The sequence below is a fragment of the Nesterenkonia halophila genome (assembly GCF_009467795.1).
Classification (GTDB): domain Bacteria; phylum Actinomycetota; class Actinomycetes; order Actinomycetales; family Micrococcaceae; genus Nesterenkonia; species Nesterenkonia halobia.
In genome coordinates this window covers 13527-27819 of sequence record NZ_WIAX01000001.1, presented here as the reverse complement: position 1 = coordinate 27819, position 14293 = coordinate 13527, and the positions used below count along the sequence as shown (strand labels likewise).

Annotated in this window: 12 protein-coding genes; 6 read left to right on the top strand and 6 right to left on the bottom strand. The window is 71.9% G+C overall.

The annotated features are described in order from the left end of the window. Positions 1-21: 21 nt before the first annotated feature. From GCL72_RS00135 to GCL72_RS00110, 6 genes are all read left to right on the top strand, one after another. On the top strand, positions 22-1560 hold the full coding sequence (locus tag GCL72_RS00135; protein ID WP_153142687.1) for an alpha,alpha-trehalose-phosphate synthase (UDP-forming): 1539 nt from the start codon (positions 22-24) through the stop codon (positions 1558-1560). Further along, a complete protein-coding gene (otsB, locus tag GCL72_RS00130; RefSeq protein WP_153142686.1) occupies positions 1557-2420 on the top strand; it encodes a trehalose-phosphatase in 864 nt (287 codons plus the stop codon). Before GCL72_RS00135 ends, otsB begins: the two co-directional genes overlap by 4 nt. A gap of 10 nt (positions 2421-2430) precedes the next feature. Continuing rightward, positions 2431-3741, top strand: a complete 1311-nt coding sequence (locus GCL72_RS00125) for a DUF4032 domain-containing protein (RefSeq protein WP_153142685.1) — start codon at positions 2431-2433, stop codon at positions 3739-3741. Positions 3742-3841: 100 nt separating this feature from the next. Beyond that, positions 3842-4315 (top strand): peroxiredoxin, encoded by a 474-nt coding sequence (locus GCL72_RS00120; RefSeq protein WP_153142684.1) that lies wholly within the window; start codon positions 3842-3844, stop codon positions 4313-4315. A gap of 202 nt (positions 4316-4517) precedes the next feature. Beyond that, positions 4518-5612 carry an MBL fold metallo-hydrolase gene (locus GCL72_RS00115; protein WP_246160938.1) on the top strand — a complete coding sequence of 365 codons (1095 nt, stop codon included), beginning with the start codon at positions 4518-4520 and terminating at the stop codon, positions 5610-5612. Continuing rightward, positions 5612-6952, top strand: coding sequence for an MFS transporter (locus GCL72_RS00110; RefSeq protein ID WP_153142682.1), 1341 nt, complete (start codon positions 5612-5614; stop codon positions 6950-6952). The genes GCL72_RS00115 and GCL72_RS00110 overlap by 1 nt, the downstream gene beginning before the upstream one ends. Before the next feature lie 27 nt (positions 6953-6979). Here GCL72_RS00110 and GCL72_RS00105 read toward each other — a convergent pair whose 3' ends face one another. The 6 genes from GCL72_RS00105 to GCL72_RS00080 all read right to left on the bottom strand — a co-directional run bounded on the left by GCL72_RS00105 (position 6980) and on the right by GCL72_RS00080 (position 14148). Further along, the gene (locus GCL72_RS00105) at positions 6980-7918 is read right to left on the bottom strand and encodes a LysR substrate-binding domain-containing protein (RefSeq protein ID WP_153142681.1); all 939 of its coding nucleotides are present in this window, start codon (positions 7916-7918) and stop codon (positions 6980-6982) included. A 148-nt stretch (positions 7919-8066) separates the two neighbouring features. Beyond that, a complete protein-coding gene (locus tag GCL72_RS00100; protein WP_153142680.1) occupies positions 8067-8717 on the bottom strand; it encodes a hypothetical protein in 651 nt (216 codons plus the stop codon). 119 nt (positions 8718-8836) lie between these two features. Then, positions 8837-10216 (bottom strand): allantoinase AllB, encoded by a 1380-nt coding sequence (gene allB / locus GCL72_RS00095; RefSeq protein WP_153142679.1) that lies wholly within the window; start codon positions 10214-10216, stop codon positions 8837-8839. 98 nt (positions 10217-10314) lie between these two features. Next, entirely contained in the window at positions 10315-12096 is a 1782-nt protein-coding gene (gcl, locus tag GCL72_RS00090) for a glyoxylate carboligase (protein ID WP_153142678.1), read from the bottom strand. Between the two features lie 179 nt (positions 12097-12275). After that, positions 12276-13400 (bottom strand): 2-hydroxy-3-oxopropionate reductase, encoded by a 1125-nt coding sequence (locus GCL72_RS00085; protein ID WP_281347416.1) that lies wholly within the window; start codon positions 13398-13400, stop codon positions 12276-12278. Then, positions 13312-14148: a hydroxypyruvate isomerase family protein gene (locus GCL72_RS00080; protein ID WP_153142676.1), complete on the bottom strand. Its 837-nt coding sequence runs from the start codon at positions 14146-14148 to the stop codon at positions 13312-13314. Before GCL72_RS00080 ends, GCL72_RS00085 begins: the two co-directional genes overlap by 89 nt. Positions 14149-14293: the final 145 nt, after the last annotated feature.

Genomic DNA, 14293 nt, shown 5'->3' with positions numbered 1-14293 from the left:
CGAGGAAAGGGGATCGGAACGATGACCACGACGCAGCAGGACCGATACGACCACGGCTACGACTTCGTGGTGGTGGCCAACCGACTCGCCGTCGACCGGGTGACCGACGAGGACGGCACCATCGGATGGCGCCGCTCCCCCGGCGGACTCGTCACCGCCCTGGCACCGGTGATGGCCGAGTCCGACGGCGCCTGGGTCGGCTGGCACGGAGCCGCCGACGAGCAGCTCGAGCCCTTCGACCACGCCGACATGCACCTGGTGCCGGTGCCGCTGAGCGGCCAGGAGGTCGAGGACTACTACGAGGGATTCTCCAACGCCACGCTGTGGCCGCTCTACCACGACGTCATCGCCCGCCCGGAGTTCCATCGCCACTGGTTCGAGGCCTATCGGCGGGTGAACCGCCGCTTCGCCGAGGCCGCCGCCGGCGTCGCCGCCGAGGCCGCGACCGTCTGGGTGCAGGACTACCAGCTGCAGCTGGTCCCGCAGATGCTGCGCGAACTGCGTCCCGACGTGACCATCGGTTTCTTCAACCACATCCCGTTCCCGCCCCCGGGCCTGTTCTCCCAGCTGCCCTGGCGGCACTCGGTGCTGCGCGGCGTGCTGGGGGCGGATCTGATCGGCTTCCAGCGCGAGTCCGACGCGCGCAACTTCCAGCGGGTGGTCCGCCACCGGCTGGGCCACTACATCAAGTCCGACCGCATCCATGTGCCGGCCGGCTCCCGCGCCACCGACGAGGGCTCGCCGCTGGTCGGCTTCGACGCCGACCCCTCCCGCGGCACCGCTGCGCGCCGGCTGTCCGCCCCGACCGCCGAGGACGGCGAGCATCGCGTCGCCGAGGCGCGGGCCTTCCCGATCTCCATCGACACGCAGAAGATCGTCGAGCTGGCCGAACGGCCCGACATCATCGCCCGCTCGCAGCAGATCCGCCGGGAGCTGGGCGACCCGGAGACGGTCTTCCTCGGCGTGGACCGGCTCGACTACACCAAGGGCATCCGGCACCGGATGAAGGGCTACGAGGAGCTGCTGCAGGACGGTGACCTCTCCGTCGGCCAGGCCTGCCTGGTCCAGGTGGCCAGCCCGTCGCGCGAAGGAGTCGAGTCCTACCGGGTGCTGCGCGAGGAGATCGAGGGCGCTGTCGGGCGGATCAACGGCGAGTTCGACACGCTGGCGCACACAGCCATCCGCTATCTGCACCACTCGTATCCCGTGGAGGAGATGGTCGCGCTCTATCTGGCCGCCGACGTCATGCTGGTCACCGCCCTGCGCGACGGGATGAATCTGGTGGCGAAGGAGTACGTGGCCGCGCGGAAGTCCGGCACCGGCGTGCTGGTGCTCTCCGAATTCACCGGAGCCGCCGACCAGATGCGCCAGGCGCTGCTGATCAACCCGCACGACGTCGACGAGCTCAAGGCCGCGATGGTCACCGCCGCGACGATGGACCCCGCCGAGGCCCGCCGCCGGATGCGCAGCCTGCGCCGGCAGGTGGTGTCGAACAACGTCCAGCGGTGGGCCCGGGACTTCCTGGGCCGGCTGGCCGAGCTGAAGGTCGCGGCACGATGAGCCCCGCCTCCGACGCGCCGCTCGAGCCGGCCGAACCGCCCGAGGCGCTCCGCGCCGCGGTCGAGGCGCTGGCCGCCCGCCGGCCGGTGCTGGTCTGCCTGGACTTCGACGGCTGCGTGGCCGAGCTCGCCGACGATCCCGCCGCCGTGGCCCCGGTGCCGGCCAACGCCGCGGCCGTCGAGCGGCTGGCCGCCCTCGATGACGTCGTCGTCGCCTATGTCTCCGGGCGGCCGCTGGAGCAGCTGCGCGCGCTGGCCGAGCCGCCGACCGGCGTGCTGCTGGTGGGCTCGCACGGCGCCGAGCAGGATCTCGGCGCCGACGCCGCGCCGCTGCAGCTCACCGTCGCGCAGCGGCGCACCCGCGAGCAGGTCCTCGAGCTGCTCGAGGAGCTGGCGAACCGGGTGGACGGCGCGCTGGTCGAGCGCAAGCCGGCCGGCGCGGCGCTGCACGTCCGCGCCGTCGCCGACGCCGCGGCCGCCGAGGCGCTGCTCGCCGAGGCCCGCGAGGCCGCGGGCGCCGTCGACGGCGCCCATCCGAAGGACGGCAAGATGGTCGTCGAGGTCCCCGTCGTGCACGCGACCAAGGGCGAGGCCATCCGGACGCTGCGTCGGCGCACCGGCGCCGCGGCGGTGTTCTTCGCCGGCGACGACGTCACCGACGAGCAGGGCTTCGCCGTGCTGGGCGACGACGACGTCGGCGTCAAGGTCGGCACCGGCGAGACCCGGGCCGGCCATCGGATCTCGGCCCCGAGCGACCTGGCCGGCGTGCTCGCCGCGATCGCCGCGCGGGCCGAGGCCCGCGGGGCGGACGCCCCTCCCCGCTCGACACCGACCCGCCCCGGCACCGCGCCGTACGCATGAGGAGCACCCTGTGACCACCGTCCCCGGCCTGAGCCTGACCGCCTCGGGCACCATCCCCCAGGAGCTGTTGGATCTGCCGTGGCAGCTGCCGCTGCAGGAGTGGCCCGAAGATGTCCTCGCCGCGCTGCCCCGCGGCATCTCGCGGCACATCGTCCGCTTCGCCTATCTGGGCGGCTCGGTGATCGCGATCAAGGAGACCTCCGAGCGGGCCGCGCGGCACGAGTACCGGATGCTGCGCCGCCTGGGGCGGCTGGGCGCACCCTGCGTGAAGCCGGTGGCCGAGGTCAACGGCCGCGCCGCCGAGGACGGCACGGAGCTGACGCCGGCGCTGGTGACCCGGCATCTGCGCTTCTCTCTGCCCTACCGCGCAGTGTTCAACCAGATGATGCGCAAGGAGACGCTGCACCGGCTCATCGACGCGCAGGCGCTGCTGATGGTCGAGCTGCACCTGATCGGCTTCTACTGGGGCGACGTCTCGCTGTCGAACACGCTCTTCCGCCGCGACGCCGGCAAGTTCGCCGCCTATCTGGTCGACGCCGAGACCGGCGAGCTGCACCCCGAGCTGTCCACCGGCCAGCGCGAGTACGACCTCGACGTCGCCCAGGTGAACATCGCCGGCGAACTGATGGACCTGATGGAGGGCGGCATGATCGACGAGGACGTCGATCCGGTGGCGACCTCGCATCAGTTCATCGACGCCTACCGCGGGCTCTGGCAGGAGCTCACCGGCGACACCGCCTTCGATCCGGACCAGCAGTGGCTGGTGGAGGAGCGGATCCGGCGGCTCAACGAACTGGGCTTCGACGTCGAGGAGTACGACATCCGCTCGGCCAGCGCCGACGGAAAGCTGCTGCTGCGCCCGAAGGTCGTCGACCCCGGCCACCACCAGCGCCGACTGATGAACCTGACCGGGCTGGATGTGCAGGAGAACCAGGCGCGCCGGCTGCTCGGCGCCATCGACGCCTATCGGGCCCAGCACGACCCGCACGGCGACGAGGCGGTCGCCGCGCATATGTGGACCCAGCAGGTCTTCCAGCCGGTCATCGCCCAGATCCCCCGCGAACTGCGCGACAAGCTGGAGCCGGCCGAGCTGATGCACCAGCTGATCGACCATCGGTGGAAGCTCTCCGAGCAGCAGGGCCACGACGTCGCGCTGACCGATGCGCTGCCCAGCTTCATCGACGAAGTGCTGCGCACCTACCGCGACGAGGCCACGCTGATGATCGACCCGCCGACTGACGTGATCGAGCAGATGGAGCGCGGCGCCCCCGAGTCGGGCCCGATCGACGTCGTCGGCGAGGACGACTCCGCCTGGTACTGAGCCGGACCGCTCCGGCGTCATAGCATCTCGCACAACGAGATAACTTTTCCGCATGACGATAGACTGACATGGCCCCTCACCCCACGACGAGGAGAGATCCATGACGACGCTGCAGACCGGCCAGCAGGCCCCCGCCTTCACCCTGCCGGACGCCTCCGGCCGCCCCGTCTCGCTGGCCGACGAGGCCGCGCAGGCCGAGCGCGGAGTGATCGTGTACTTCTACCCGAAGGCCGCGACGCCGGGCTGCACCACCGAGGCCTGCGACTTCCGCGACACCCTCGGCTCGCTGCAGGCCGCCGGCTACCGCGTGCTCGGCGTCTCCCCCGACGAGCCGGAGGCGCTGCGCTCCTTCGCCGAGGACCAGGCGCTGACCTTCCCGCTGCTCTCCGACGCCGACGGCGCCGTCGCCGAGGCCTACGGCACCCGTGGGGAGAAGACCATCGAAGGCACGCCCCGCACGATCACCCGGCGCTCGACGTTCGTCGTCGACCACCAGGGGTCGCTGACCCATGCGGAGTACGACGTCGACGCCCAGGGCCACGTCGCCGCTCTGCGCGAGACGCTGGGCGCCTGACCCGGAGTCAGGACCGACGCGCGGCCTGCGGGTCGGCGCAGTCTCCGGCGATCCGCACCGCCGCGGACCCGCTTTATAAGGATGGCCGATGATGACCATCGGATAAATCCGTTTCACTTCTGCTATGAGCCCCGTCACAGTGGTATGCATCACGCCGCAGCTCCGCGGCGCCGCTCCCCCGCCACCTGACGAAGGAGTTCATGTGCACACCTCCTCGCACACCAGCCTGCAGCCACGCGTCATCACGCTCGGCACCGCCGGCGGCCCGCGCTGGTGGCCGTCCGGCGCCGACGGCCGTGCAGGCCGCACCGGCCACCGCCACGGGATCGCCACCGCCGTCGTCGTCGGAGACGCCTTCTACCTGGTCGACGCCGGTCTCGGCGTCGGCCGCCAGCTGGAGAAGGCGGGCCTCGCCCTCCAGGACATGCGAGGGCTGTTCATCACCCATCTGCATTCCGACCACACCGTCGACCTCCCGAGCCTGCTGCTGATGGGCCTCTACGAGCGCGATCCGGCGATGCTGGATCCGATCCGGATCCTCGGCCCCGGCGAGCGCGGAGCCCTCCCGCCGGCCTCGCCCCGCGCCGAGGTCCCGCCCGCCCCGGTGTTCCCGGAGAACCCCACGCCGGGCATCACCGGCATGGTGCGCTCTCTCGTGCAGGCCTACGCGACCGACGTCAACGACCGCGTGCTCGACGCGCTGCGCCCCTCCCCGCTGGACTGCTTCTCGATCACCGACATCCCCATCCCCGAGGAGAGCGGGTACCACCCGAACACGAATCCCACCCCGGCCGGGATGGCCCCGTTCGTGATCCACCGCGACGAGCTGGTGACGGTGACCGCGATCCTCGTCGAGCACCCGCCGATCGCCCCGGCCTTCGCCTTCCGCTTCGACACGGCGGAGGGCTCGGTCACGATCTCCGGGGACACCACAGCCACCGACAACCTGGTCACGCTCGCCCGGGGCACCGATCTTCTGCTGCACGAGGCGATCGACTTCGACTGGGTGGAGTCCCGCTACGGGGCGCACCCCGACGAGACCGCCCGCGCGTCGATCGACCACCACCGCAAGTCCCACACCAGCCCCGAGCAGGCCGTGGACGTCGCCGAGCGCGCCGGCGCCGCGCACCTCGCCCTGCACCACCTCGTCCCGGGCCATACTCTCCGCGAACGCTGGCACGAGCTGGCTCGGACGTTCTCCGGACGCTTCCAGGTGCCCGATGATCTGACCACGATCGCCCTCTCCTCCGAGCAGACGGACCACGCTCCGGAGGCCCCGAAAGCAGGTGTTCGCTGATGTCCGTCGATTCCGCCCAGGCGCATGACCCCCGAACTCGAGAGATCTCCACGTCGCTCAACACCACGATGATGCGACGCATCCTCGCCTCCAGCTTCCTGGGGTCGATGATCGAGTTCTACGATTTCATCCTCTTCGCCACCGCCTCGTCCTTCGTCTTCAGCCAGGTCTTCTTCACCGATCTGCCGGCCACGCTGGGGACCTTCCTCTCCTTCACCATCCTCGCGGCGGGGTACGTCGCCCGCCCGCTCGGCGGAGCGGTCTTCGGACACTTCGGCGATCGGCTCGGCCGCAAGGGCGTGCTCGTCACCACGATGCTGCTGATGGGAGCGACGACCTTCGCGATCGGCCTGCTGCCGCCGACGGCGGCCATCGGCATCGCCGCGCCCATCCTGCTGACCGTGTTCCGCGTGATCCAGGGACTCGCCGTCGGCGGCGAATGGGGCGGGGCGATGCTGATCGCCCTGGAGCACGCCCCCTCGTCGCGCCGCGGATTCGCCGCCAGTTTCGCGAACATGGGCGGTCCGGCGGGGGCCATCTTCGCGACCATCATGGTCTCGCTGTTCACCATACTCCCCGACGAGCAGTTCATCGCCTGGGGCTGGCGCATCCCGTTCCTGTTCAGCGCGGTGCTGGTGCTCATCGGGCTCCTCGTGCGCCTCAAAGTGCACGAGTCGCCGCTGTTCGCCCGTCTCGAGGAGAAGGCCGAGGAGCGCAAGGCCCCGCTCCTCGAGATCGTCACTCGCCACCCGAAGGGCCTCGTCCTCGGCGTGATCGCCGGCATGAGCTCCTACACGGTGCAGGGGCTGATGACCGTCTGGGGCCTGTCCTACGTCCTCGACCAGGGCCTCGACTCCACCCACACGCTCTGGGTGAAGGCACTCGGCGCCGCCTGCACAGTGGTCGTCGTCTGGTTCGCCTCGCGGCTCTCCGACCGGATCGGCCGCCGCCCCATCATGATCGCCGGCATGCTCTGCGGCGCGGCCCTGGCCTTCCCCGTGATGACCCTGCTCGACCTCGGGGCGCTCTGGGCCTTCGCCCTCGCACTGATCCTGACCCAGGGCATCGTGCAGGGCTCCATCTTCGGCCCGTTCGGCGCCTTCTGCGCCGAGCTCTTCCCCACCCGCGTGCGGTACACCGGCTCCTCGCTCGTCTACCAGCTCTCGTCGACGGTGGGCGCGGGCTTCACCCCCATGCTCGCGACCGGGATCGTCGCCCTGGCCGGCGGCTCCCTGTGGCTGCTCGCCATCACCTGGATCGTGGTGTTCCTGATCGCCGTCGCGGCCATCCTCGGCACGCGGGAGGGACGCGAGCTGGATCTGGAGGGCGAGATGCGCTGAGGGCGGAGTCCCTCCGCGCAGACCACCTCACCCCTCGGGCGCGCGGCTCGGCGGATATTCTTCGTCGAGCCGCGCGCCCTCGGCGCGGCAGAGGTCGATGAGCTCCTGCAGCCGCCGGCTGCGACGCTCGCGCACATGGGCGAGGCAGATGTCGCTCGGCTCGAAGTCGCTCAGCGGCACGGGGACCACCGGCAGCCCGTCGTAGGAGACGTCCACCGGCGGTCGCTGCACCAGGACGCTCCAGCCGAGGCCCCGCCCGACGAGTCCGCGGACGGCCTCGAAGCTCGACGACCGCCACTGGATGTTCGGCTCCAGGCCCGCCGCCCGCAGCTTCGGGATCTGCGTCTCACGGACCGCCGGGACGTCCAGCAGCACGAAGGGATCGTCGCCGAACTCGGCGACCGCGACCGTCTCGCGGGACGCCAGGCGATGCGAGGGCGGCACCAGCGCATACCCGCGACCGCGACGGATCACGTCATGGTCGACCCCCTCCACGAGGTGCGCGGTATGGGTGATGACGGCGTCGAAGCGCCCGTCGAGCATCTCCTGCTGCAGCTCCTTGCCGTCCCCTTCGACGATGCGCACGGAGACGTCAGGATGGGGCTGGATGAACCGCTGGGCGATGAAGGGGACCCAGAACGGGGCGACCGCCGTGTAGCATCCGAGGTCGAGCGGACCGATGAGCCGTCCGGACCGGTCGGCCATCTCCTGCTGGACGTCGGCGGCGCGACCGACCATATCCCGCGCGTTCGAGAGGAACCGGCGCCCCGCGGAGGTCAGCTGGATCCCCTGCGAGCGGGTGCGGACCATGAGCTGCTGCCCCACCGCCCGCTCGAGCTCGCTCAACGACTGGGACATCGCGGCCTGCGAGATGCTGGCATCCGCGGCGGCCGCGGTCACCGTGCCCGCCTCCGCCGCAGCGATGAAGTGCTGCAGCTGGCGCAGGGTGAACCGAAAAGGCTCCATGCTCCGTCCCTCGCATCGTGAGCTCCGGCGCTCGGGCACCGAGAGGCCCGGCCCCGAGGGGGCCGGCTCCACGGCACCTGTTGCTGCCCAGCGTAGCCAGACCCGCCCCCGGGGACGAATCACCACCGACGCGACCGAGGCGGCGCCGTCACTCGGCGACGACGACCAGCGCCGTCCCGGCGGCCCCCTGCAGGCGCCCGGCCGGCACGCCGTCCAGCGTGGTCGTGGGCACTTCGACGGCGGAGAGCTCGACCTGCCGGCCGACCTCCAGCGTGCCGAGCCCGGGCGCCGTCACCGAGGGACGGTCGCCGCGCAGCGCGAACTCGGCGTCGTCGCCGAACACCAGCAGCTGCGGTTGATCCGCGGAGACCAGCGCGAGATGGCCGCCCGGTCCGACGATCAGCCGCCCGGAGACGTCGTCCATCGTGCCCGACGGCTGCTGCTCGGTGGTCAGCCCATACGGCTCCGAGCCGACCTGCTCGACGGACAGCGTGCTCTGTTCATCCCCTGCCGGAGCCTCGGACGACGCCTCGGCAGATCCGTACGCCGACGGACTCTCCGAAGCGCCGGACTCGGCCGCCGCGGTCTGCGCGGAGGCCGAGCCGTCCGCGGCGGGCGACTCGCCGGTCGCGCAGCCGGCGGAGAGCAGCGTCAGCAGCGCGGCCCCGGCCGCCGCCGCTCTGCGTCGCGTGCTCGCCGATGACGTGGCCTTCCCCTCCCGCGGCGGACGCCGCGCGTTCGACACGGTCTGCCGGGGCGTCGGATCCTGCGGGCGCTCCGCGCGCTGAGCCATGATCATCCCCCTTCTCCTCGCGTGGCCGCGGTGCCGATCGCGGATCGTTCGCCCATGCACATTACGCCGCGCCGGCACGTCATGCCACTCCGGCCCGACGCCCCGCACTCGGCGTCGATGAGCTGTCAGGACCGCTCGACGAGCCGTCCGCGGGGCCGTGCCCCGTCCACCTCCTCGCCGCGCAGGATCGTGCGGGTGACCGCACCCTGGACCGGCCACCCCTGGTAGGCGGTGAGGGGATGACGATGCCGCAGCTCGGCGGCCTCCACCGTCCACTCCCGTTCTGGAGCGAAGACCGCGAAGTCGGCGTCGCCGCCCTCGACGATCGAGCCTTTGCCGGAGACGCCGGCGACGGCGGCCGGGCCGGAGGACATCCAGCGCACCACCTGCTCCAGGCCGATGTCCCGCCGCCGGGCCGCCGTCCACAGCAGCGGCAGGCCCAGCTGCAGCGAGGAGATCCCGCCCCAGGCGGTGCCGAAGTCCCCGGTGTCCACCTCCTTCAGCTCCGGAGTGGAGGGCGAATGGTCGGAGACCACGCAGTCGATGGTGCCGTCGAGCAGGCCCTGCCACAGCGCATCCCGGTTGGCACCCTCGCGGACCGGCGGGCAGCACTTGTGGGTGGTCGCGCCGTCGGCGATCTCCTCGGCGGCCAGCACCAGATAGTGCGGGCAGGTCTCGACGGTCAGCCGCACGCCCTCGGCGCGGGCCGCGGCGATCTGCTCCAGCGCTCCGGCCGCGGAGAGATGAAGGATGTGCGCTCGGCAGCCGGTGCGTCGGGCGGCGTCGATCACCGCGGCGATCGCCACATGCTCGGCCTCCTCCGGCCGCGACTCGAGGAAGCTGCGATACCGCCGCCCGGAGGCGGTCGGCGCGTCGGCCAACGTGCGGCTGTCCTCGGCGTGGACGATCATCTGCGAGTCCCGCTCGGCGAGCACCGCCATGTCCCGCTCCATCTCCTCAGGCTCCAGATGCGGGAACTCGTCCACGCCGGAGTGCTCCAGGAAGCACTTGAAGCCGAACACTCCGGCCTCGTGCAGCGGCGCCAGCTGCGCCGTGCTCCCCGGGATCGCCCCGCCCCAGAAGCCGACGTCGACGTGCGCCGCCGGGGCGGCGACGGCACGCTTGGTCTCCAGCGCGTCGACGTCGACCGTCGGGGGCAGGCAGTTCAGCGGCATGTCGATCAGCGTGGTCACGCCCCCGGCGGCCGCGGCGCGGGTCGCGGTCGCGAAGCCCTCCCACTCGCTGCGGCCGGGATCGTTGACGTGGACATGGCTGTCGACGAGTCCGGGCAGCAGCACCTCGTCCGCGGCGAGCTCGATCCGCCGCTCCCCCGCCAGCCGGGCGCCGGCGGCGGCGACGGCGACGATCCGGCCCTCGGACACGCCGATCTCCACGGCGGCCCAGCCCTCGGGCAGCAGGGCCCGCTCGGCGCGGATCACCAGCTCATGGACGGCCCGCCCGCCGGAGACGGCACCGTCGACCGTGCCTCGGATGTTCTGTGTCATGGTCATTCCTCCTGTGCTCGCCGTGCTTCCGCCCGCCGGACCTCCGCCGCCCGTCCCCCGCACCGCGCAGCGGCCGCGACGGCCCGGCGGGGGCACGGTCATGACTGCAGCGCGACCAGCGCGGTCGGCGCGTCCTCGGGGCTCTCGGCCATGGGCTCGAACTCGTTGATCGCGTCCAGCGAGGCGCCCATCGAGATGTTGGTGATCCGCTCGAGGATGATCTCGACGACGACCGGCACCCGGTGCTCCTCGGCCAGCTCGCGAGCCTCGGCGAAGGCCGGGCCGATGCGCCCCGGCTCCTCGACGCGCAGCGCCTTGCAGCCCAGCCCTTCGGCGACGGCGACGTGATCGACACCATATCCGGCCGCGGGACCGGAGGCGTTGATGTTCTCGAAGGCCAGCGAGACCTCGAAGTCCATCTCGAACCCGCGCTGGGCCTGACGGATCAGCCCCAGGTACGAATTGTTCACGACCACGTGGACGTAGGGGATCCGGTGCTGAGCGCCGACGGCGAGCTCCTCGACCATGAACTGGAAGTCATAGTCGCCCGAGAGCGCGACGACCTGCCGTTCCGGCGTCGCCTTCGCGACGCCGAGGGCCGCCGGGCCCGTCCAGCCGAGCGGGCCGGCCTGGCCGGCGTTGATCCAGGAGCGCGGACGGTAGGCGTGCAGCATCTGCGCGCCGGCGATCTGCGAGAGGCCGATCGTGGTCACATACGTGGCCTCGCGCCCGAAGGCCGCGTTCATCTCCTGGTAGACACGCTGCGGCTTGATCGGGATGTCGTCGAAGTGCGTCCTGCGCTGCAGGGTGCCCTTGCGCTCGGCGCAGCGGCGGGCCCAGTCGCCGAACGACACTCCGGATCCGGCCTCGAGGCGCCGTCGCGCGGCGGTCAGCAGAGCCTCCAGCATCGCGCCGGCGTCCGAGACCACCGAGTAGTCCGGGGCGAAGACCCGGCCGATCTGGGTGGGCTCGATGTCGACGTGGATGAAGCGCCGGCCGGTCCGATAGGTCTCCAGGTCGCCGGTGTGACGGTTGGCCCACCGGTTGCCCAGCCCCAGGACGACGTCGGCCTCCAGGAAGCTGGCGTTGCCATAGAGGGTGTGCGTCTGGATGCCGACCATGCCGGCCATCAGCCGGTGGTCGTCGGGGATCGCGCCCCAGCCCATCAGCGTCGGCGAGACCGGGACGTCCAGCAGCTCGGCGAGCTCGACGAGCTGCTCGGCCGCGTCGGCGTTGAGCACGCCGCCGCCGGCGATGATCAGCGGGTGCTCGGCCTCGGCGAGCATGTCCAGGACCTTCTCGGCCTGGGCCGCGGTGGCCCGCGGCGTGGTCACCGGCAGCGGCTCGTAGGTGTCGATGTCGAAGTCGATCTCCGTCTGCTGGACGTCGAGCGGCAGGTCGATGAGCACCGGCCCCGGCCGCGAGGAGCGCATCAGCTGGAAGGCCTTCTGGAAGGTGCCGGGGACCTGGCCGGCCTCCAGCACCGTTGTGGCCATCTTGGTCAGCGGCTCGGCGATGGAGGCGATGTCCACCGCCTGGAAGTCCTCCTTGTCCAGCACCGCGACCGGTGCCTGGCCGGTGAGGCACAGGATCGGCTGGGAGTCGGCCTGGGCGGCGTAGAGGCCGGTGATCATGTCGGTGCCGGCCGGGCCCGAGGTGCCGATGCAGACGCCGATGTTTCCGGGGGCGGCCCGCGTGTAGCCGTCGGCCATGTGCGAGGCGCCCTCCACGTGGCGAGCCAGGGTGTGCCGGATCCCGCCGTGGGCCCTCATCGCCGAGTACAGCGGGTTGATCGCCGCGCCGGGGAGGCCGAAGGTCTCCACGGAGCCCTCCTTCTCCAGGATGAGGGCGATCGCATCAACTGCGCGCATCCGTGTCATCGCGCGCCTCCTTCTGTGTGGGTCGTCTGTGCTGACGTGGGTGGAACGTGAGTCGGACATGGCTGGAACGCGGCTGCGACGCCGCGGGGAGCTCCGCCGGATGGTGGACGAGCGGCGAGCCGGGCCCCCGCCGGCGCCGACGCAGAGACGCCGACGGGGCGACCGGAACCGCCGTCGGCTCAGGCCGCGGCCCCGCTGTCCCCCGCGGTCTCCGCGGGCACGGCGGAGAGCTGCTCGACGAGCGTGAACAGCCCCGAGTGATCGAGGTGCCCGTTGCCCTGCTGCACGGTGGCCGCGACCAGCTGGGCCACCGAGGCGGCCAGCGGCGTCGCGACTCCGGCCTCGCGGGCCGCGGAGGTGACGATGCCCATGTCCTTGTGGTGCAGCTGCAGGCGGAAGCCCGGGTCGAAGGAGCGGTCGAGCATCTTCCGCCCCTTCTGGTCGAGGACCTTGGAGCCGGCCAGCCCGCCGCCGAGGACCTGCAGGGCGGCGTCGGTGTCCACGCCGTAGGCCTCGAGGAAGCCCACCGCCTCGGCCAGCGCCTGGATGTTCACCGCGACGATGAGCTGGTTGGCGGCCTTGACGGTCTGGCCGGAGCCCGAGGGGCCCACGCGCACGATGGTCCTGCCGATCGCGTCGAGGACGTCCTGCACCGCGTCGACGTCGGCCTGCTCGCCGCCGACCATGATGGACAGCGCAGCGTCGATCGCGCCCTGCTCGCCACCGGAGACCGGGGCGTCCAGCGGCTTGAGCCCGGCCTCGCGGGCCTGCGCGGCCAGGGCGATCGCGGTGTCGGGCCGGATGGTCGAAGCGTCGATCCAGTGCGCGCCGGCCTCGGCGTGGGCGAGGATGCCGTCCTCGCCGGTGAGCACGGCCTCCACGTCCGGGGAGTCCGGGACCATGGTGATGATGACGTCGGCCCCGGCGACGGCCTGGGCGATCGAGTCCGCGGCGGTGCCGCCGGCCTCGGCCAGGGCCCGGGTCTTCTCCGGGGAGCGGTTGTAGCCGGTGACCGCGAAGCCGGCGCCGACCAGGTTGGTGGCCATCGGCAGGCCCATGATGCCGAGTCCGATGACGGCGATGTTCTTGCTCATGAGTTCGAGTCCTCTCGACGGGTCCCGCGCCGGATGTCGCCGGCGGCGGGCGGGGCGTTCAGGGGTGCGCAGCGCGTGGAGGCGGTGCGCGGGAGCGGGAGGCGGCCGCCGTCGGCGGGGTTCAGCCCTGCGGGGAGCCGGCCGGCTGGCGGAGCCAGTCGAAGGCGGTCTCCTGCTGCTGCTTGTACTCCAGGGCCACCGGGCCGGCATAGCCGCGGGCATAGGCCAGCTCGACCCATTCCTGCAGCGGCAGCTCGCCGGTGCCCGGCGCGCCGCGGCCCGGGGCGTCGGCAATCTGCACGTGGCCGAACTCCTGGGCATGCTGCTCGATGACCGCGGCGACGTCGTCGCCGTTGACCGCCATGTGGAAGAAGTCGGCCAGCAGCGCGACGTTGGTCGCACCGGCCCGGCGGACCTTCTCGACGACGGCGAGCGCGTCGGCGGCGGTCTTCAGCGGGTAGTCCTCCGCGCCGGAGACCGGCTCGACGAGCACAGTGCCGCCGATGGGGGCGACGGCCTCGGCGGCGGTGACCAGGTTCTCCACGGCCAGCTCGTCCTGGGCCTGCGGGTCCTGGCCGTCCTGCCGGAGGCCGTAGAGCGCGTTGAAGGCCGTGCATCCAGTGCGCCGGCCGATCTCGGCGACGATCGCGGCGTTGTCGGCGACCTCGTTGCGGCGGCCGATGACCGAGACCATGCCGCGGTCGCCCTGCGCCATGGCCCCGGCCCAGAAGTTCAGCCCTTCCAGCGAGACCCCGGCGGCCGCGAGCGAGTCGATGAAGCCGTCGACGTCGGCGTCGGCCGGGCGGGGCTCGCCGTCGAAGGGCCACCAGAACTCCACGCGGGAGAAGCCCGCGCGGGCGGCGGCGTCGGCCCGGTCGACGACGGGGTGCTCGGTCAGCAGGGTCGAGCAGTTGACGAGGTAGCTGTCGGGCGAGGTGAAGTCCATCCGCGTCGTCATGAGTCCTCCTGGGGCGATTCGTACACTTCCACTTTGCGGAACTTAAACTCCGCAACGTGAGAACAGGCTACGGGGCGGCGTGATCAAGGTCAACCACCCCGGATGCCGCATGCGCCGCTCGGCCCTGTTGACCCGCCGGATGTGA

Excerpts from the sequence above, each read along its gene's own strand:
- GCL72_RS00120 (WP_153142684.1), top strand. The coding sequence starts at position 3,842 with ATGACGACGCTGCAGACCGGCCAGCAGGCCCCCGCCTTCACCCTGCCG.
- GCL72_RS00105 (WP_153142681.1), bottom strand. The coding sequence starts at position 7,918 with ATGGAGCCTTTTCGGTTCACCCTGCGCCAGCTGCAGCACTTCATCGCT.
- GCL72_RS00100 (WP_153142680.1), bottom strand. The coding sequence starts at position 8,717 with ATGATCATGGCTCAGCGCGCGGAGCGCCCGCAGGATCCGACGCCCCGG.
- GCL72_RS00110 (WP_153142682.1), top strand. The coding sequence starts at position 5,612 with ATGTCCGTCGATTCCGCCCAGGCGCATGACCCCCGAACTCGAGAGATC.
- gcl (WP_153142678.1), bottom strand. The coding sequence starts at position 12,096 with ATGACACGGATGCGCGCAGTTGATGCGATCGCCCTCATCCTGGAGAAG.
- GCL72_RS00080 (WP_153142676.1), bottom strand. The coding sequence starts at position 14,148 with ATGACGACGCGGATGGACTTCACCTCGCCCGACAGCTACCTCGTCAAC.
- otsB (WP_153142686.1), top strand. The coding sequence starts at position 1,557 with ATGAGCCCCGCCTCCGACGCGCCGCTCGAGCCGGCCGAACCGCCCGAG.
- allB (WP_153142679.1), bottom strand. The coding sequence starts at position 10,216 with ATGACACAGAACATCCGAGGCACGGTCGACGGTGCCGTCTCCGGCGGG.
- GCL72_RS00135 (WP_153142687.1), top strand. The coding sequence starts at position 22 with ATGACCACGACGCAGCAGGACCGATACGACCACGGCTACGACTTCGTG.
- GCL72_RS00085 (WP_281347416.1), bottom strand. The coding sequence starts at position 13,400 with ATGCCGGCCCGGTGGCCCTGGAGTACAAGCAGCAGCAGGAGACCGCCT.